The organism is Paraflavitalea sp. (assembly GCF_059502485.1).
On record NZ_JCACET010000008.1, the window covers coordinates 269574 to 288976 of the forward strand.

The window sequence follows — 19403 nt, forward strand, 5'->3', positions numbered from 1 at the left end:
AGTTCAAATATTAATCTGTTTCACAACATCTATCCCGCTTTATGCAAAGCTGACTTATTCTTTAGAGTTTATCGGCCAATAGTGCCAGCAGCACGATCGGCAAATAAATATAACTGCTGAACATTACCCGCCTGGCTGCTTTTACTTCCATTTCACGGTATAAGCGTACGCTTTGCCATATCATGAAAATGTTGGCTGCCAGTACAATCCAGAAGCTTACCATACCGCTCATTCCGATGAGGTAAGGTAATATTCCTACTGGTATCAATACCAGAGAATAGATGATCGATTGTACGGCCGAGTATCTTCCCGGTCCTTCTACGGCTGGCATCAGCTTAAAGCCTGCCTTGCTGTAGTCGGTATGTGCAATCCAGGCTATGGCCCAGAAATGCGGGAACTGCCAGAAAAACTGTATTGCAAAGAGCACCCAGCCGCCTGCACTCAGATCGTCCTGGCCTGCGGCCCATCCGATCAAACAGGGTAAAGCGCCTGGCACAGCCCCCAACAGCACTGCTATCGCACTCACTTTCTTCAGGGGGGTATACATGAAGGCGTAGATGAACCAGCTTATGGCTGCTACTACTGCCGACAGATAGTTAAAGAAATATGCCAGTATGAACAGGCCTGCCAGTACCGTAATAATGGCGAATGCCCATCCTTCTGCCACCGTCATTCTGCCGGATGCAACGGGCCGTTTGGCGGTACGTTTCATCATGGCATCTGTATCTCTTTCCACGACCTGGTTCACTGCGTTGGCGCTGCCTGTTACGAGCATGCCTCCTACAAAGAGCCAGATGATCATTGCCCAGTCGTATACGACTATATTCGGGGCCAGCAGGTAGCTGATAACAGCTGAGAACACCACCATGAAGCTGAGGCTGAATTTAATCAGCATCATATAGTCCCGCACCTTGCCGGCTATTGTTAAAGAACTGGTCTGCTTCACGGTTTCCTGCTGCGTCAATGATTTCTGTTTTATTCTACTTAGTGATGACTCTCATTAGGGCCAATGGGCTCTGTTTGCGGGATGAAATCACGTCCATCCTTGCTGTAATCATAAGCCCAACGGTGTACTTCAGGTATTTCACCAGGCCAGTTGCCGTGACCAGGCCTGATCGGCGTAGTCCACTCCAGGGTGGTGGCACCCCAAGGATTCATGGTTGTTACTTTCCTACCCTTGAAAATGGAGTAGAAGAAGTTGAACACGAACATCAACTGTACTGCGAATACAATCATCGCTACTGTAGAGATGAATTTATTAAGATCTGCGAAATGCTTGAATGATTCCCAGCCTGAGTAATCGAGGTAACGGCGGGGCATACCGGCCAGACCTTCGTAGTGCATTGGCCAGAAGATGAGGTAGGCGCCTGCGAGGGTGACCCAGAAGTGGATGTAGGCCATGGTGTTGTTCATGAACCTGCCATACATTTTGGGGAACCAGTGGTAAATACCGGCGAACATACCAAAGAAGGCAGACACACCCATTACAATGTGGAAGTGCGCGATTACAAAGTAGGTATCGTGCAGGTGAATGTCGAGGGTAGAGTTACCCAGGAAGATACCTGTAAGACCGCCAGAGATGAACAGGCTCACAAAGCCGAGGGCGAACATCATACCGGGGGTAAACCTAATGTTGGCTTTCCAGATCGTCGTAAGCCAGTTGAACACCTTGATGGCTGAAGGTACAGCGATCAGGAGGGTGAGCAACACGAACACCGATCCGAGGAAGGGGTTCAAGCCGGTAACGAACATGTGGTGCGCCCAAACCAGGAAGGCCAGGATGGTGATCGCGAATATAGAACCCACCATCGCCATGTAACCAAAGATCGGTTTACGTGCGTTGATGGAGATAATTTCAGATGCCATACCCATCGCAGGCAACAGGATGATGTATACCTCGGGGTGACCCAGGAACCAGAACAAGTGCTGGAACAGGATCGCACTACCGCCTTCATTGGGCAAGGCTTGTTTTGTAGCGGTGATATAAATATCAGACAGGTAGAAGCTGGTGCCGCCGTGACGGTCGAACAACAGGAGGATGAAACCAGACAGCAGTACAGGGAAAGATAATACGCCAAGTACAGCCGTGAAGAACAGGGCCCACATCGTCAGTGGCATCCTGGTCATGCTCATACCTTTCGTACGCATGTTGAGTACTGTAGAGATATAGTTCAAGCCACCAAGGAGTGATGACACAACGAACAAAGCCATTGCTGTGATCCAGAGGTCCATACCAATCTTTGAACCGGGTGAAGCATCTCCCAGTGCACTTAATGGAGGGTAGGCAGTCCAACCACCGCTGAAAGGACCAGTCTGAACAAAGAGCGAAGAAAGCATTACGATGCTACCACCGAAGAAGAACCAGTAGGACAGCATGTTCATGAAGGGTGACGCCATATCACGGGCACCAATCTGCAACGGAATGAGGAAGTTGGCGAAGGTACCGCTCAAGCCACCTGTCAATACGAAGAACACCAGTACGGTACCATGCATGGTAACCAGTGCGTAGTAGTTCTCAGCAGAGATCTTTCCGCCTTTGGCCCAACGACCGAGGACGTCTTCCAGCCAGGGGAAGGTTTGATCAGGATAACCTAATTGCAAACGGAACAGGACGGACATCAAGCCACCGAGGATAGCCCACACCATACCCGTAATCAGGAACTGCTTAGCGATCATTTTGTGATCCTGGCTGAATACGTATTTGGTGATAAAGGTTTCTTTATGGTGGTGAACATGATGCTCATCGTGATGCACATCGTGCGTGGTAACTACCTCAGAATGCCCGTGCAATGCTTCGTTGCTCATGATAAATTATTTATTAGACTTGACGATGTTTTTTCAATTTCTACACACGGCCATATTATTTATGGCTGCTTACTACTGTTTTAAGGGTGTCTTTTGCACCGGTTGCTGTTGCGCTATCAACGGCAGGTTTTGTTGCTGGCTCTGGCGCCGGGAATGCAATGGCGTAGGCCGGTTTTTGTTTCGCTCTCCACAGGATAAACTCTTCCGGTGTAACCACTTTTATGATACCCTTCATTGAGTAGTGTCCGTTACCACACATCTGGTCGCAGGAAATTTCGTACTCAAATTTGGGGTTGTTGGTAATCTTCTTCATTTCCTCTGTAGTGTACAGGGGGGTAAACCACATGGTAGTAGGTGTACCGGGCACCGCGTCCATTTTCAGGCGGAAGTGGGACAAGCCTACGTCGTGGATCACATCACGTGAATTGATGATCAATTTTACAGCCTTACCTTTTACCAGGTACATGGCGGTGTTGTCGATGATATCATCGAAGCCATCGGGATCAGCTGTCAGCTTAGCTGTTCCAGCAACGTTGCCATTCCTGTCTTTCTTGATAATGGTAGTATCTGTCCACAGCAAGCCCAATTGGTTATTGGCTGCTTCGTCGATATTGCGATAATATTTTTTACCGAATTTATTGTCTTTACCTGGGTAGCGGTAGATCCAGCCAAACTGCTTGCCGGTGATCTCTACCTGCATAGCATCCTGGGGAGCATCGCCTGTCATACGGAACCAGTAGAACAGACCAAAACCTACGAGTACGCAAAGGGTAATTGCAGGAACGGTTGTCCAGATAATTTCCAGCTTGTTGTTGTGCGGGTAGTAGAATGCCTGTCTTTTTTCACTGTGCTGGTATTTGTAAGCAAACCAGAACAGTAATACCTGTGTAATCAAAAACACAACGCCTGTGATGGCAATGGTGATCTTCAACATGATGTCGATGTTCTCACCATGGTCGGAGGCAGCCGGCTGCACCATCAGGGTCTTGGGATAGAGCATTTTATTGCACCACCAAACGCCTATCAATCCCAACACCAGGAACACTACCATCAAAAATGCATTGATCCTGTTGTTTTGCTCGAAAGCTTTCTTTTCCCCTTTCAGCACAGATACATACTCACTGGCCTTAGCAATCTGAAAAGTGATCAGAAAGCCGAGGATAAGAATCGCTAACAGAAGTATTCCAGTAGTTGTCATGATCTATCAATAAATTTAATTCAGACCTATTTAAATGCTATTGAACAACGCACGTGTGTCGATACCCTTACGTGTGGTGTATTATACTTTCTTTCGTGAACGGATGGTTTTTGGCAATCAGCGGGTTTTTGCTCAGCGCTTTACCTGTAGCATTCAGGATGATGCCTACAAAACCTGCAGCGATACCAAAGTCGAGCAGCAACATGCCTACATTCACATGGTGCGGATCGATGCTCGCGAATATCATCTGGTAGAAATCGAGCCAGTGGCCAATGATGATCACTACCGCCATGAATACCATGGTAGTATAGTTCCTCTTGGAACCCCGACGCATCAGGATGAGCAGGGGAGCCAGGAAGTTGATGACAAAGCTGAACCAGAAGATGCCGCTATAAGCACCTGCTTCGTGACCCTGTGCAGCTATACGTGATTTAAAGTATACTGTTTCTTCCGGAATGTTGGCGTACCAGATCAGCATGTACTGAGAGAACCACAGGTAAGTCCAGAAGATAGAGAACGCAAACATGAACTTACCAAGGTCATGCAGGTGTTCATGGTTAGTATATTCGAGATAACCCTGGTTCTTCATGTAGATCACAAACAAAGCGATCAGGGCCATGCCGGATACAAACGAACTTGCGAAAGTGTACCAGCTATACATGGTAGAATACCAGTGTGCATCGATGCTCATGAGCCAGAACCAGGGAATGGTAGACATAACAGTCAAACCAAACCAAGCCAGGAACAAAGAAGCCCAAACGGTGTTCTTAAAGATATACTTGCGGCCTGACTCAACATCCGGTAAAGGATTGTTGTCGAGCGAGCGGGAAAGCTGACGCATTTTGCGACCCAGCACGATCCACAATACGATGGTGAGAATGCTCCAGGTCACGTAGAAGGGAACATTCAGGAACCCTTTCTTGTATTCGAGGATCTTGTCTCCTTCGGGATGCAGCCAGTGGTAGATATGTGTGCCGGGAATCAATACCAGGCAAAGACATACAACGCCAGTAATCACTCCGAGCGGTACAACGGCAGTCGAGATAGCTTCAGGAATTCTTCTGAAAGACATTTGCCAGCCACCCATTGCGAGGGTAGTAGCGCAAATGAAGAACATGGAAGCATTTACTACCAGCAGGAAGAATACGCTGTTCTGCAGCAGACCGCCCCAGAATAATTGCGGATGTTCTCCTCTTCCGTAAGCGATAAATGCGATGATCAGTGACAATACACCTACTCCTATCAGAGCTGTTGACCAGGTCTTATATCGCTTGGGTATTTCAAAAAATTCTCTTGAAGCCATTATCAACTATTTATATTTTCAGTATCTCGTGTCAGTTATTTTTTGGTTGTATCAGCGGCAACCTTAGCTGTTGTATCTGCAGCAGCGGCGGTACCACCACCTGCTTCGGCTTGCTTAGCCTTGATGTACTGGATCACCATCCAACGTTGTGTGGTGCTCAGTTGGGAAGCATAGCTACCCATCTGTCCTTTACCATAGGTAACAGAGTACATCATCTGTCCGGCTGGCATATTCACGTAGGTTGCATTGCCAACCAGGTTGGCAGGAGCAGCTCCGTAAGGGCCATCGGAACCATCCGTTCTTTTGTGCAGTACACCCTGGCCATCCAGTCCTTTACCATGGCAGATGCCACAGTTGATGAGGTACAATCTTTCTGCTTCTGTAGTCTGTACATCGCTCAGCTTGGGCAGCGGGTTGGCTACTTGCTTAGACTGCTCATAATTTACCAACTCACCTTGTTTGTCCTGGGTGATAGGGAAAGGAAATAACTCTCCTCTCTTAATGGTACCGGGAACAGGCAATGCATTGTAGTTAATGCCTTGTGCGTGTAAAGTATCCAGGGAGGTATAGGTTTCCACAGCACGGCTATAGGCCATATCAGGCATATATACACGTCCGGGGCTCCTTTTATCGCCGCAACTCCAGGCTACCAGGGCTACTAAAACAACTATGATTGATAATTTTTTCATCGTACTGAATATTCAGATTATGCTGTAACTGTTTTGTCTGCGTAAAGTTTTCTTTCCTTGTCGTAACGACCCAGCCACCAGCCGGTTTCGGCATGCTGTACGTTCACTTCTGTAGCTCCGAGGCCGGACAGGAATGCGCTTACTTCTGAATCATTGGTCTTATCGGTGCATTCGATAACCATTACAAACTTATCATCCGTAGCACGCAGGTGGAAATGGTGCTTTTTTACGAAGGGTGCGAGCTGGCAGAGGTAGCAGAAGGTCAATACCATCCCTACCGCAGCACATAATACGGTAAACTCGAAAGTGATGGGCACCCAGGCTGGCAAAGCGAAGTGGGGCTTTCCACCAATGTTCAGCGGCCAGTCTGTGGTAAATATCCAGGTGATGCTGCTCAGGGCAATTGTAGTTCCTGAGATACCGTATACGAATCCTGCAGTGTGCAGGCTGGTATCACGCAGGCCCATAGCAGTATCCAAACCGTGGATCGGCATGGGGGTATATACGTCATGCAGTTTATAACCGGCTTTACGTACTTTTTTTACTGCATTGAATAACACTTCCTCCTCTTCAAAACAACCCACTACAAATTTTTTAACCGCCATATAGTGATTTTAAAAATTTCTGATTAATGATGTGCATGTTGTGTTTCGTGGAAATACTCGTCGGCTTCTTTGTTATCCACTTCCACCATTTTCTTCTTATAGTTCTCTCCTGATCTTTTCAGGATGTGCTTGATCTCCGCTATCGCAATTACCGGGAAGAACTTCGAGAACAGGAAGTAGCAGGTGAAGAACAACCCGAATGTACCCATGTAGAATCCTACTTCCCAAACTGTGGGGCGATAGTAGGTAGTCCAGCTACTGGGGATATAGTCACGATAGATAGAGGTTACGATGATCACAAAGCGCTCGAACCACATACCGATGTTTACGATCACTGACATAAAGAAGGTAACTACGATGTTCCTTCTCATTTTGCGGAACCAGAAGATCTGTGGAGAGATCACGTTACAACCCATCATCAGCCAGTAGCTCCATCCATAAGGGCTTGACAGGTTCAGCCTGTTCTGGAAGAAGGCCCAGTTCTCATATTTGTTAGCACCATACCAGGAGATGAACAACTCGGTGAGGTAAGCGATACCTACTATAGAACCTGTCAACACGATAACCTTGTTCATCACTTCGATGTGCTCCATTGTAATGTAGTCTTCCAGCTTCAACACTTTACGTGTTACCAGCAGGAGGGTTTGCACCATCGCAAATCCGGAGAAGATCGCACCCGCAACGAAGTAGGGCGGGAAGATCGTGGTGTGCCAACCGGGGATTACGGAGGTGGCGAAGTCGAAGGATACGATGGTGTGTACTGACAATACCAGCGGGGTACTTAAACCAGCCAATACCAGTGAGAGGCTTTCGTGACGCTGCCAGTGCTTGGTAGAACCGGTCCAACCGAAAGAAAGTACACCATACATATGTTTTCTCCACTTCAGCTTAGCACGGTCGCGGATGGTAGCGAGGTCAGGAATAAGACCAGAGTACCAGAACAACAATGATACGGTGAAGTAAGTAGAGATCGCGAATACGTCCCACAACAGTGGTGAGTTAAAGTTTACCCACAACGGACCGCGTGTGTTGGGGTAAGGAAGTACGAAGAAGGCCATCCACACACGCCCCATGTGCCAGATCGGGAACTGACCCGCGCACATTACCGCGAAGATGGTCATGGCTTCCGCAGCACGGTTTACACCTGTACGCCATCCCTGACGGAAGAGCAAGAGGATCGCTGAGATCAATGTACCGGCGTGACCGATACCTACCCACCATACGAAGTTGGTGATATCCCAGCCCCAACCTACAGTTTTGTTCAGGTTCCACTGACCCACACCATAGGTTACCTCACGGTAGATGGAGTATACGCCGAATAACAACAACACTACGGAGATAATGAAGCCGATCCACCATGCACGTGAAGGGGGAGCTTCAATGGGACGTACTATATCTTCCGTAACGTCGTGATAGGTCTTTGTACCATCGACCAGCGGGTTTCTTACTAACGATTCGTACTTTGCTGCCATGTTTATTAGCTTTAGCTATCAGCTTTTAGGCTTTAGCTGAATTTTTTAGTTTTTTAGACCTTTCCTTTTCAACGCTTCGTATACTGCCTTTTTAGTGATGCGGGGCAGCTTCTTTCTTTTCTTCGCCGTGTGCACTATGCGCTTCAGCCAGTTCAATCTTTTCACCGGTCAACACACCATAGTTGCTGATCTCATCCGTGTTACGCACTTTAGCGAGGTAGCTTACGCTTGGCAATACGTGGATCTGCTCCAGTGCATGGAAGAGACGCAGGCTGTTTTGCTGGCGAACCTGGCTAACAGCGCTTTGCGGGTTGTTAACGTTACCAAACACGATAGCGTCGGCAGCGCAAGCCTGCTGGCAAGCTGTTTTCACATCTTCATCTTCCAGCGGACGGCCGGCTTTCTTAGCCTTGAGTTTACCTTCCTGCAAGCGTTGTACGCAGAATGAACATTTTTCGATCACACCACGGCTACGTACTGTAACGTCTGGGTTCAGCACCATGCGGGTGAGGTCATCGTTCATCATCAGCACCACATCGTCCAGTTTGCCTTCTTCCACCAGCGGGCGTTGGTTATCAGCGAAGCTATCTGCTCCTGTATAATCGGCCCAGTTGAAGCGGCGTACTTTGAACGGACAGTTGTTGGCGCAATATCTTGTACCGATACAACGGTTATAAGTCATTTGGTTCAGACCTTCTGAGCTGTGGTTGGTAGCTGCTACCGGACACACGTTCTCGCAAGGTGCATTGTCGCAATGCTGGCACAGCATAGGCTGGAACAATGTCTGGATGCTTTCCGGATCTTCGGGGTTACCGCTGAAGTAACGGTCGATACGGAGCCAGTGCATATCGTGGTAGCGCATTACCTCGCGTTTGCCCACGATAGGGATGTTGTTCTCAGCGTTACAAGCTACCACGCAGGCGCCGCAACCGTAACAGCTGTTGAGGTCGATGCTCATTCCCCATTTGATACCGGGGCGAGCGTATTGAGGATATAATGTTCCGTCTTTCTCGTAATCGTTGATGCCTCCCCATGGCTCCAGTTCTTTCGCTCTTTCGTTGTAGATCACTTTAGGATCATGCTGGAATTCTTTCAGGGTAACTTCTTTCACCACTTCCTGACGGCCTTCGTAGCTGTTGTGCGTTTGCATCATGGCTACTTTGTAGATCTCGTCAGATTTGGATACGGTAACATCTGCAGCTGTCCACTCAATGGTTGATCCATTGTAGCTGAGGAACTGGTAGGCGTTCTTACCCAGTGATGTTCCATCCATGGTCACTACTGATCTTCCGATCTCTTTAGCGCGCCCGTAACCAACTGCAATGGCGATGGTATTGGCTTGCATACCTGGAATTACGATCACAGGAAGTGATACTTCTTTGGTACCTACTTTCACTTTGATCACCGGTTTTTCGGGGTTGATCTCGTATTTATCTGCTTCCCAGCGATCGCTCAGGTTGATGCCATATTGTTTCGCCATTTGAGGAGAAATGATGGCATAGTTGTCCCAGCTTACGCGGGTGATAGGATCGGGCATTTCCAACAACCAGGGGTTGTTGCCTTGTTTACCGTCTCCGAGGGAGATCTTCTGGTAAACAACCAGTTCTACAGGGCCTGCTTTTTTGAGGGCAGAAGCGACTGCCACAGCTTGTGCTACAGCGCCGCCGTTGAAGGCTGGTGCTGCCGGATTGGGCAGGGTTTCTACCACACCATCCTGCAGGGCTTTGTTGAACAGATCGGTGCTACCGAGGCGTGTAACCCAGAAGTTTCTGAAGAACACATCGTAGGTAGTGGTTGTGTTGCCTGCCCATTTCAGGAGTGAATCCTGGAATGGCCTTGTCTGGAACAAGGGGCTGATGGTAGGCTGGATCATGCTAAACTGACCAGCTTTGGGTTCTGCATCGCCCCAGCTTTCGAGGAAGTGAGGAGCGGGCAGGATGTATTTGCATTCCTTCGTGGTTTCATCCAGCCTATCGTTGAAGGAGATAGACAGTTTTACACGCTGAAGGGCTTTTTTGAATCTTTCGCCGTCGAAGTACTCATAAACGGGGTTCACATCGTATGCGAGGAGAGCGCCTACGCGACCAGCTTCCATGTCGGCTGTGAGGGTAGCGATCTCGCTATCAAGTGCCTGGTGACCGAGGTAGGGAGAAGCCCAGCTGATGGTCGATCCATAAGAACCGATGGCTTCGTTGATCGCGTTTACAATGATCTGTATGTTGGGATTGTTGCTGCCGCAAACCACGAGGCCTTTGCCTCTGTTGGCAGCCAACTCTTTCGCTGCTTTTTCGATGCCTTCTTTCAGTTTACCGGTTACGCCGGTTGCACCCTGACCGCTTACTGCGCTGAGCAGGGCTGCTGCTACCACGCCTGTTTCGGAAGGACGGTGTGTGAAACGCTCATCGGAGTTAGCGCCGGTGAGGCTCATCATACTTTCGAAATGGAAGTGCTTGCTCAAGGTGGGGTTCTTTTCGTTCACCTTTCTGCCTGCACCGTAACCACGCTGGAACTCAACGGGGCTGAGCCAGGTACCGAGGAAGTCGGCGCCGATGCTCACAATAACATTGGCATTTTCAAACTGGTATGAAGGGATGGCTTTTACTCCGTGGGTGGCTTCATTTGCCAGCAGGAGGCCGCTATATGAAACTGCATCGTATTGTACGTGGCGGCTACCGGGGTATTTCGCCAGGAACTCACCGATGAGTTGTTTGGTAGAGGGGGATGTGATCGTACTGGTGAGTACAACAACAGGAGCGCCACCCAGCACTGCGAGTGCGTCGGTGATCATTTTATCGATGGCATCATGGCTGGCTGCAGAGCCGTTTGCCATGGGATGCTTAAGGCGTGCTGTATCGTACAGGTCCAGTACAGATGCCTGAACGCGGGCGGTAGTAGCGCCTTTTGTATAGGATGATAAGGTGTTACCTTCTATTTTGATGGGACGTCCGTCGCGTACTTTGGCTATAACGGGGATGGCTTCTCCACCGCTAACGTAGGTAGTAGCGTAATAATCAGCCACACCGGGGATAATGTCCTGCGGCCTGTTTACATAGGGGATCGCCTTACGTACAGGCGTTTCGCAACTGGCAGCTACCATAGCAGCAGCAGTGCTGAAACCAAGATATTTCAAGAAATCCCGGCGGGTAGCGGAAGAATCGGCTAAACTTTTGCCATTATCCTGTTCGGCTAATGCTTCGGGGAATTCATCTTTGGCCAACTGCTGATGGGCTTCACTGTTATTGAGCTCTGTAAAACTCTGCCAGTACTTTTTTTTAGCCATTTATATTAATTTGAAAAATTAGGCAATTTGAAAATTTGAAAATGGTTCTTTTGGTTGTTTTAGGGTAAGAAACATTTCAAACTGTGATCTTACGCTGTGCGAACAAATCGCACATTAGCATTTTAGTAGTGACATTTTTGACAATCCAGGCCTCCGATATCAGCCACTGTTACGCTGTCTCTCTTACCTGCTTTGATCTCATTGTGGTACTTCTCGTAAATGCTATAGAATTTATTTCCTTCGCCTTTTTCGTTGTTGAAATCCACTTTGGTCTCGCGGTGACAGTTGATACACCATCCCATGCTCAGTTCGCTGGCCTGGTATACTTCGTGCATAGCTGTGATCTCGCCGTGGCAGGTTTGACATTGTACTTTACCCGCTCTTACGTGTTGTGAGTGGTTGAAGTATACGTGGTCGGGCAGGCTGTGGATCTTGATCCATTCGATGGGCTTGGTGTTGCCTGTGTATTTTTTTGCTTTGGGATCGTATCCGGCAGCAGCGTAGATCTTTTGGATCTCTGCAGTTCCGTTCACTTCTGTGCCATCTTCGCGGAAGATAGGGGCACCAGTATATTCATTGATAGTGAGGTGACAGTTCATACACACATTCACTGAAGGAATGGTGGCGTGCTTGCCTTCCCATGCGCTACCGTGGCAATACAAACAGTTGATCTGGTTGGTACCGGCGTGTACTTTGTGGGAGTAGAAGATGGGTTGTTCGGGCTGGTAGTTTTTCATACGTCCCAAACCGATGGCGCCTTTGGCGAAGAAGAAACCTGCTACCACAAATAAGAACAGGGTGAATATGGTGATATAGGTTTTGTTGCGGTAGAAAGGAATGGGCTCTCCTGAAGGGATGCCTTCTTTATCATCGGCCAGTTTTCTCAGGTTGCTGTTTACCTGGAGCATCACAAAGGCTACTACAGCGAGGATCAGCGTCAATACGCCGTACATGATGGCGTCATCGCTTGAATCCATTTTACCGCTGGGGGCACTTCCGTCGCCCTGAACACCAGTTGTTACTGCAGGCTTATAGTCTTTGATGTACTTGAGGATGGCATCGATTTCAGGATCTGTCAATGAAGGGAACACGCTCATGGCAGTTTTGTTCCACTTGTTGTACAGGTCGTTAAAGTATTTATCGCCAGAGGCTAATACTTTGGAGTTGTTGCGAATCCATTCGTGCAGAAGCTTCTTGTCTTTTACACGGTCTTCAATTCCTTTGAGGGCGGGTCCGGTCAGGTCTTTATCCACTTTGTGGCAGGTAGCGCAGTTATTATCGAATAACGCTTTTCCATCCTGCGCTGCCATCTTGTTTCCGAACGACAATACAACGATCAATAAGGCACTGAGAAGGGTTCTTTTAACAATTGGTCTATGGTCGATCATATCAGTTGAATATGATGAGATTATGTGGAAAAATTTCCTGAATTGGCTGCAAAAATAAGTCAGGATTTCAACAAAATATCAACATGTTTAAATTTTTTTTAACGTAGGCTGGGCGCGGGTTTCAGCCGATTTTTAGTATCATCTTTCATTCTGTCATGACATTTATGTCATGTTTTTGTCAGCCGATTTTGGGAATGAAGGGATGTAAAATTTACACTTAACGGATGTGTAATTAAAAACATATCATGGTTTTTGTGTCACAAAAATGTTTGCAATCATTGTAAACGTAAGATGTCCAACCTTTTATTGTAGAGGGGGTCAATTTATTTCGGTATCTGACTGAATCTGTTTTATCTATGGTTAATTTACCGCACTTTTGCGTGCATGTTTGAAAGGCTTCAACAGAAATGGAAGGTTAGCGGATGGCGCTTGCTGCTCATCCTGGTAACTTTTGCTGTTGGTGGAAGTCTTTGCGGTTATCTTGGCCGCCAGCTTTTGGGTCTATTAGATATCGAATCGGCCGTTATCCGCATTCCTCTTTATATTATTCTCGTTACCATCCTCTGGCCTTTCTGCGTGATCCTTATCAGCATTCCGACCGGGCAGTTCAACTTTTTCAGAAGCTACCTGAGGAAGATGGGGCAGAGGATCCGGGGTAAGCATACAGAACAGGTGAAAACGAATACATTGATACAGGAAACTCAGCAACCTTCTACAGGATCAGCACCGGCCACCGGCCATCAGACGACAGCCGTGCGTATCGCCATCTTTGCCTCGGGTGCGGGCTCCAATGCGCAAAAGATCATCGATCATTTCCGGGGCAGCCAGTCGATCAGCATAGCGCTTATTGTTTGTAACAAACCTGGTGCAGGGGTACTGGGTATTGCCGAAAGGGAGGGTATTCCAGTTCTGCTGATCGAAAAGGAGCCCTTTTTCCGGGGGAATGGGTATGTGGATGAGTTAAAAGCGGCCCGCATTGATTTTATTGTATTGGCTGGATTTCTGTGGAAAGTGCCGGCCACGCTTACGGCGGCCTATCCTAATAAGATCGTAAATATCCATCCGGCGCTGTTGCCCCGCTATGGCGGCAAAGGGATGTATGGCATGCATGTGCACGAGGCCATCATTGCAGCCGGAGAAGCTGAAAGTGGCATTACAATCCACTATGTGGACAATGTATACGACAACGGTGCTATTATTTTCCAGGCGACCTGCGCCATCGAGCCAGGGGACACGCCGGCTATGCTTGCGCAGAAGGTTCACTTGCTGGAACACGCGCATTATCCGCGTGTTATAGCGGAAGTGGTGGCCCATCTGCAAAAGCAACGTTAAATTGACATCTGGCACCTTCTATGTCGCAATCTTACCGTAATATCACAACCTCAATTCTACTTTTTTGTATAGACTGGCCCTAATTATATCATGCCTGTTGCTGTGTATAGCAGCCACAACAACCGCCGTAGGCCAGGTCAGGGTAAACGGCCGGGTGTATGATATGTCGCAGCGCAATCCCATGCAGGCTGTGAGTGTGATGAGTAACTCGGGGGCTGGTACGATTACAGATTCGCTGGGCCGCTACTCGCTGGTGGTGCCTGAATCGGATTCCATCTGGTTTTCTTATCTGGGTAAACCTACTCCCAAATATGCCGTGGTGAATATCCGCAACATGCAGTTGTTTGAAGTGTCCCTGCATGTAAATGTCACGGAGCTGAAGCAGGTATTGGTGAAGTTGCCTAACTATAAACGGGATTCCATCCAGAACCGGCTCGATTATGCCAAGGCATTCAATTTTGAAAAGCCGGGTGTTAGCGTATCTTCTTTACCTATCACTTCCGGTACCGCTCCTACCGGTGTAGGCATGGACCTTGGTGAGTTCATCAATATCTTCCGTTTCCGGCGCAACCGCGATATGATGTCTTTCCGAAGAAGGCTGGAACAGGAGGAAATCGATAAATATATCGATCACCGCTTCAGCCGTGCGCTGGTGATCAAGCTCACCAAACTGCGCGGTCCCGACCTGGACACTTTCATGGTGCAGTACCGACCACCATTATACCTGGTACAACAAGCCACGGAATATGAATTCCAGTTGTACATCAAAAAGAGCTTCGAAAAATTCCACCGTTTACAGCTTATTATGGGTGAGTTGAAGAAGGAAGAATAATTCCTATCTTGAATCCTCATTCCAACTTACTGGCATATATGAAAAAAACAGCATGGTTGATTGCCTGTTGCCTTGTTACAGGCATCTCGTTTTCTCAATCTAAACCTATCCCGGTTGTTATTACTCCGGCGGCCACTCCTGCTGCTGCGGGTTTCTCCGCAGAACGTTTACAACGCATCGATAAGGTATTACAGGAATATGTTGATAAGGGGCGTATGAATGGTGCTGTGGCGCTTATTATCCGCAATGGCAAGATCGCTTATTATAAGAGTGTGGGTTATGACAAGGATGTAAACACACCGCTTCAGAAGGATGGCATTTTCCGTATTGCTTCGCAAACGAAGGCTATTACCAGTGTGGCTGTGATGATGTTGTATGAGGAAGGGAAGTTTATGCTGGACGATCCTATTTCCAATTATATCCCTGAGTTCAGGAAGCCGACCGTGCTGGACAAATTCAACAAGGCCGATTCAAGTTATACAACTATTCCCGCCAAAAGGGAGGTCACTATCCGCGACCTGCTTACGCATACCTCTGGCATTGGCTACGCTCAGATCGGTACTCCCGAAGCCAATGCCATCTATGCCAAAACAGGTGTAGTTGGTGGCATTGGTGTCGACAAGATCGTGCTGGCCGATAAGATGAAGATCCTTGGCCGCCTGCCGCTGTTTCACCAGCCGGGTGAGAAGTGGACGTATGGCCTTAATACCGATGTATTGGGGTATTTGGTTGAAGTGGTTTCCGGGATGAGCCTGGATGCTTTCCTTCACAAGCGCATCTTCGAACCACTGGGCATGAAGGATACTTATTTTTACCTGCCTAAAGATAAATACAAGCGGCTCGTGATGTTGTATACGGATGATACCGCTACCCAACGGGTGAAAGCCATGCCGGAACACATTGGTATCAATGGTGAGTTCTCCCGTGACTACCCTGCTACTGAGGGTACTTACTTTTCCGGTGGCGGCGGTTTATCTTCTACGATTTATGATTATGCCGTCTTTTTACAAATGCTGCTGAATGGTGGTGAATATAATGGCAAGCGCCTGCTAAGCCGCAACTCTGTTCGGATGATGACCATGAACCAGATCGGCGATGTTTCGCGTGGCACCAACAAGTTTGGCCTGGGCTTTGGCATCACTACTGAAAGGGGCAGTGCTGCTATGCCTACGCAGGAAGGTACTTTTGATTGGGGCGGAATGTTTGCCACTACTTACTGGGTTGATCCCAAGGAAAAGCTGGTTGGGCTATTGTATAGAAATGTATATCCTACCAAATGGGGCAGTTTGAGTAACCTATATAAGGTGCTGGTGTATCAGGCGATCAATGATTGAGCTGTTGAGTGAACCTAAAACTAACATCATGAGAAAAACATTCTACTTCATTTTGTGCAGCCTGCTTAGTATGGCAGTTTATGCGCAGGATAATACTCCGTCCTTTATCAAGGACAGCCTGGATGTTTATGTTGAGCGGGCGATGAAGGACTGGCAAATACCGGGCGTGGCCGTATGTGTGATCAAAGATGGGAAAGTAGTAGTGATGAAGGGCTATGGTGTACAGGAGGCTGGTACTAATAATAAGGTAGATACTAATACATTGTTCATGATCGGCTCCAACTCTAAGGCTTTTACTGCTACAGCGCTGGCTATTTTGGATGATGATAAAAAGTTGTCGCTTGATGATCGTGTTCAAAAATGGCTGCCTGATTTCAAGTTGTATGATCCGTGGGTTACCAAGGAGGCCAACATCAGGGACCTGCTTTGTCACCGATTAGGTTTTGAAACTTTCCAGGGCGACTTCATGTATTTCGATTCGGACCTCACTTTACAAGAGGTGCGGGAGAAGTTTGGCAAAGTGAAACCGTTGTACAGTTTCCGCAGTAAATGGGGTTATACCAATGCTGCTTTTATGACTGCCGGCGAGATCATCCCTAAGGCTACCGGTGGTAAAACGTGGGCACAGTTCCTGGAGGAAAGGATCTTCACTCCACTGGACATGAAACGTACGCTGGCCTTGTCGGCGTCTATCAATACTGCCTCCAACAAAGCTGCTGCGCACACAGTAGACAAGGGTGTGCTGAAGAAGATACCGTATGGCAGGATCGATAATATGGCGCCTGCAGGTGCTATCAGCTCTTCTGTCAGTGATATGAGTCATTGGGTGCTGGCACAACTCAATAATGGCAAGTACAATGATAAGCAGGTGATCCCTGGCAGTGCTATTGGTCAAACCCGGCTGCCCCACTCTATTTTAGGGAATGGCGGCCATATGTATAACAAGGCGCACTTTTCTCTGTACGGATTGGGTTGGTTCCTGGAAGAATACAGCGGACGCAAATTCGTTGGTCATACCGGTGGTGTAAATGGATTTGTGACCAGCGTGGCCATGGTGCCTGAAGAAAAGCTCGGGATTATCGTATTCACGAATACTGACGCCAACAATTTTTATGAGGCCCTGCGTTATGAGATCATGGATGCTTATCTCGGTTTGCCTTATCGCAATTACAGTAATGTATACATCGGGTATAACAAAGCACAGGAAAAGCAAACGGAGGAGTGGCTGAAAAAGAAGCAGGATACTATTGCCACCAAACCTACCGCTTCTCTTGCGCTGGCTGCTTATGCCGGAGATTATACACACGAGGTGTATGACAAGATGAGTATCAAACCTGAAGATGGCAAACTGGTGGCGCGCTTTGAACATCACAAGGGCCGCTATGTTACGCTAGAGCCGTTGGGCGGTAACCGCTTCCTGGCTACGTGGAGTGAAGCGTTGTATGGTATCAAGGTGTGGCCTTTTGTTATTGACAAAGGCAAGGTGAAATCAGTAACTGTTACGATGGCTGACTTTGTGGAGTTTACACCGTATGAGTTTTATAAGAAATAATGTAGGGCTTCGACAAGCTCAGCCTGACAAGAAAAATATTACATATTAACTGTTATTATGGATCAACTTACTTTAGGAATTGGTACCCGGTTGCAACATACGCATTATGGCCCCGGTGTTATTGTAGGTGTTCGCTTTGCCACTTATCTTATTTCGTTTATTAATCACGGTATTAAAGAGGTGGATAAGAATGACACCAACCTCGATGAGATCATCCCGGAAAATGTGACGGAAGAAATCGAAACGCATTCAGATGTAGAGAAATCGTTGCTCAAGATACTAAGGCTTTGGGGTGGTGTTACAGAAAACGTTCCGCTCGGCGATCGCTGGCAAGGTGGCACTATGTTGTTGCAGCCGGCGGATAAAAGTCAAAAGCCTAAAGACATTCCCATCGAGGCTTTCTTTCACAAGATCGTGATGCTGCGCGACAGGCTGCGGGTGCTGGAGCAGCAGATCAATGCGCATAAGCAATTGAGTGATGCTGACAAAGTAAACCTGCAACAATACATTACCCGGATTTATGGTTCGCTCACCACTTTCAACGTTTTGTTTAGAAACAAGGAACAGTGGTTTGTGGGCGAGAAGGGTGCGAAAGAGGATTAATGGTTTTCAACCTGTATTTGCATAAAGGGCGCGTCCTGCCCTGCCCTTTTTTGCAAATTACATCACTTTTACCCTTTCGTGCTATTAGTATGGACTATCTATGGTCGATCTACGGTCCATCTATGGACCATCCATGGACTATCTATCCTGTATCCTCACCTGATTTTCCGTTCCGACTCCTCTTTTCTTACCTTTTCCGGAAATTTTCCTACTTCTATTCTGTTGTCCGTTCCTAATAGCAAGCGCCGAATATACAATACCGGTAATGCGGTTTCCAAATTTTTCTGTTGCGGTTTGGGAATTTTAGGAATAATAAGAAAAATAGTAACTAAAATTCCTAATATTCCCATTATTCCGAATCGTGGCCAAATTAATTTGGAAACGGGTATCTCGGTGTTGTACGTTTGCATTGAACAGTTAGTCATGACCAACTTTGTTCAATCCTTGTTTGTAGCGCTACATTCAGTTGTTGCCTCTGGCCACGGCCAACTCAATGTACCGTTACTTACAAGCAGATCGAAAAGCAGCACCGGCAACGGTAGTACACTGCTACCTCGCTCCTACTCCGGCAATCGTTGTTCAGTGATTGTTTAAAGAATGGTTCTATACAAGGACCAAACTTTTGACAGCCATCTGTACAACAGCCAACGAAGATGCTTCCTGCAATCTTTGGTGGTTTTGCCGGGGCCCCGTTTCAGCAGGAACTCCGTTGTCGGTTGAGTCTGCGCCGGGAAGACGGGAAGTAAGGAAGAATAGAATCAAGGTTTTATTTTTTCTGCTTTCCGGCGTCCTGGTTGTATATATATCAACTTTTCATTACCGCAACTAAATGTTTCCCCTTAGTGGGCTAAAACACTGGTACCCAATATTAGCCATCGATCAGAATACGCTCTATCTTTGTTCTTTCATAGGATAAGGTTTAATGGTTAATGGTATTTGATTAGTGTAAGCCCTAACTTTCCAGTTAGGGCTTTTTTTATGCTTTTTGGCTCTTTTTTGCAGCTTTCTTC

At 47.6% G+C, this 19403-nt stretch carries 14 protein-coding genes; 5 read left to right on the plus strand and 9 right to left on the minus strand.

All coding sequences use genetic code 11. The features are described 5' to 3' along the window. Nucleotides 1-61: 61 nt before the first annotated feature. The 9 genes from cyoE to AC5JBY_RS03915 form a co-directional block, all read right to left on the minus strand. Nucleotides 62-964 (minus strand): heme o synthase, encoded by a 903-nt coding sequence (gene cyoE / locus AC5JBY_RS03875; RefSeq protein ID WP_495903239.1) that lies wholly within the window; start codon nt 962-964, stop codon nt 62-64. Between the two features lie 20 nt (nt 965-984). After that, nucleotides 985-2805: a cytochrome c oxidase subunit I gene (locus AC5JBY_RS03880; RefSeq protein WP_495903240.1), complete on the minus strand. Its 1821-nt coding sequence runs from the start codon at nt 2803-2805 to the stop codon at nt 985-987. Between the two features lie 55 nt (nt 2806-2860). Continuing rightward, entirely contained in the window at nt 2861-4003 is a 1143-nt protein-coding gene (locus AC5JBY_RS03885) for a cytochrome c oxidase subunit II (protein ID WP_495903241.1), read from the minus strand. A 67-nt stretch (nt 4004-4070) separates the two neighbouring features. Continuing rightward, the gene (locus AC5JBY_RS03890) at nt 4071-5306 is read right to left on the minus strand and encodes a quinol:cytochrome C oxidoreductase (protein WP_495903242.1); all 1236 of its coding nucleotides are present in this window, start codon (nt 5304-5306) and stop codon (nt 4071-4073) included. A 35-nt stretch (nt 5307-5341) separates the two neighbouring features. Further along, nucleotides 5342-5995 (minus strand): c-type cytochrome, encoded by a 654-nt coding sequence (locus AC5JBY_RS03895; RefSeq protein ID WP_495903243.1) that lies wholly within the window; start codon nt 5993-5995, stop codon nt 5342-5344. A gap of 17 nt (nt 5996-6012) precedes the next feature. Further along, complete coding sequence (locus AC5JBY_RS03900) at nt 6013-6600, minus strand: DUF3341 domain-containing protein (RefSeq protein ID WP_495903244.1); 588 nt, start codon at nt 6598-6600, stop codon at nt 6013-6015. A gap of 23 nt (nt 6601-6623) precedes the next feature. Next, nucleotides 6624-8072, minus strand: coding sequence for an NrfD/PsrC family molybdoenzyme membrane anchor subunit (gene nrfD / locus AC5JBY_RS03905; protein WP_495903245.1), 1449 nt, complete (start codon nt 8070-8072; stop codon nt 6624-6626). 91 nt (nt 8073-8163) lie between these two features. After that, entirely contained in the window at nt 8164-11352 is a 3189-nt protein-coding gene (locus AC5JBY_RS03910) for a TAT-variant-translocated molybdopterin oxidoreductase (protein ID WP_495903246.1), read from the minus strand. 122 nt (nt 11353-11474) lie between these two features. Further along, on the minus strand, nt 11475-12740 hold the full coding sequence (locus AC5JBY_RS03915) for a c-type cytochrome (RefSeq protein ID WP_495903247.1): 1266 nt from the start codon (nt 12738-12740) through the stop codon (nt 11475-11477). Between the two features lie 384 nt (nt 12741-13124). Here AC5JBY_RS03915 and purN point away from each other — a divergent pair, with 384 nt between their 5' ends. The 5 genes from purN to AC5JBY_RS03940 all read left to right on the plus strand — a co-directional run bounded on the left by purN (nt 13125) and on the right by AC5JBY_RS03940 (nt 18393). Further along, on the plus strand, nt 13125-14072 hold the full coding sequence (purN, locus tag AC5JBY_RS03920; RefSeq protein ID WP_495903248.1) for a phosphoribosylglycinamide formyltransferase: 948 nt from the start codon (nt 13125-13127) through the stop codon (nt 14070-14072). 163 nt (nt 14073-14235) lie between these two features. After that, a complete protein-coding gene (locus tag AC5JBY_RS03925) occupies nt 14236-14904 on the plus strand; it encodes a hypothetical protein (RefSeq protein ID WP_495903249.1) in 669 nt (222 codons plus the stop codon). A 38-nt stretch (nt 14905-14942) separates the two neighbouring features. After that, nucleotides 14943-16238, plus strand: a complete 1296-nt coding sequence (locus AC5JBY_RS03930; protein WP_495903250.1) for a serine hydrolase domain-containing protein — start codon at nt 14943-14945, stop codon at nt 16236-16238. 28 nt (nt 16239-16266) lie between these two features. Continuing rightward, entirely contained in the window at nt 16267-17790 is a 1524-nt protein-coding gene (locus AC5JBY_RS03935) for a serine hydrolase (RefSeq protein WP_495903251.1), read from the plus strand. A 57-nt stretch (nt 17791-17847) separates the two neighbouring features. Next, the gene (locus tag AC5JBY_RS03940; protein WP_495903252.1) at nt 17848-18393 is read left to right on the plus strand and encodes a DUF8685 domain-containing protein; all 546 of its coding nucleotides are present in this window, start codon (nt 17848-17850) and stop codon (nt 18391-18393) included. Nucleotides 18394-19403: the final 1010 nt, after the last annotated feature.

Bases quoted from the DNA above. Each gene is read 5' to 3' on its own strand.
- AC5JBY_RS03880 (WP_495903240.1), bottom strand. From the start codon at position 2,805: ATGAGCAACGAAGCATTGCACGGGCATTCTGAGGTAGTTACCACGCAC.
- AC5JBY_RS03885 (WP_495903241.1), bottom strand. From the start codon at position 4,003: ATGACAACTACTGGAATACTTCTGTTAGCGATTCTTATCCTCGGCTTT.
- AC5JBY_RS03890 (WP_495903242.1), bottom strand. From the start codon at position 5,306: ATGGCTTCAAGAGAATTTTTTGAAATACCCAAGCGATATAAGACCTGG.
- AC5JBY_RS03895 (WP_495903243.1), bottom strand. From the start codon at position 5,995: ATGAAAAAATTATCAATCATAGTTGTTTTAGTAGCCCTGGTAGCCTGG.
- AC5JBY_RS03900 (WP_495903244.1), bottom strand. From the start codon at position 6,600: ATGGCGGTTAAAAAATTTGTAGTGGGTTGTTTTGAAGAGGAGGAAGTG.
- nrfD (WP_495903245.1), bottom strand. From the start codon at position 8,072: ATGGCAGCAAAGTACGAATCGTTAGTAAGAAACCCGCTGGTCGATGGT.
- AC5JBY_RS03910 (WP_495903246.1), bottom strand. From the start codon at position 11,352: ATGGCTAAAAAAAAGTACTGGCAGAGTTTTACAGAGCTCAATAACAGT.
- AC5JBY_RS03915 (WP_495903247.1), bottom strand. From the start codon at position 12,740: ATGATCGACCATAGACCAATTGTTAAAAGAACCCTTCTCAGTGCCTTA.
- purN (WP_495903248.1), top strand. From the start codon at position 13,125: ATGTTTGAAAGGCTTCAACAGAAATGGAAGGTTAGCGGATGGCGCTTG.
- AC5JBY_RS03925 (WP_495903249.1), top strand. From the start codon at position 14,236: ATGTCGCAGCGCAATCCCATGCAGGCTGTGAGTGTGATGAGTAACTCG.
- AC5JBY_RS03930 (WP_495903250.1), top strand. From the start codon at position 14,943: ATGAAAAAAACAGCATGGTTGATTGCCTGTTGCCTTGTTACAGGCATC.
- AC5JBY_RS03935 (WP_495903251.1), top strand. From the start codon at position 16,267: ATGAGAAAAACATTCTACTTCATTTTGTGCAGCCTGCTTAGTATGGCA.
- AC5JBY_RS03940 (WP_495903252.1), top strand. From the start codon at position 17,848: ATGGATCAACTTACTTTAGGAATTGGTACCCGGTTGCAACATACGCAT.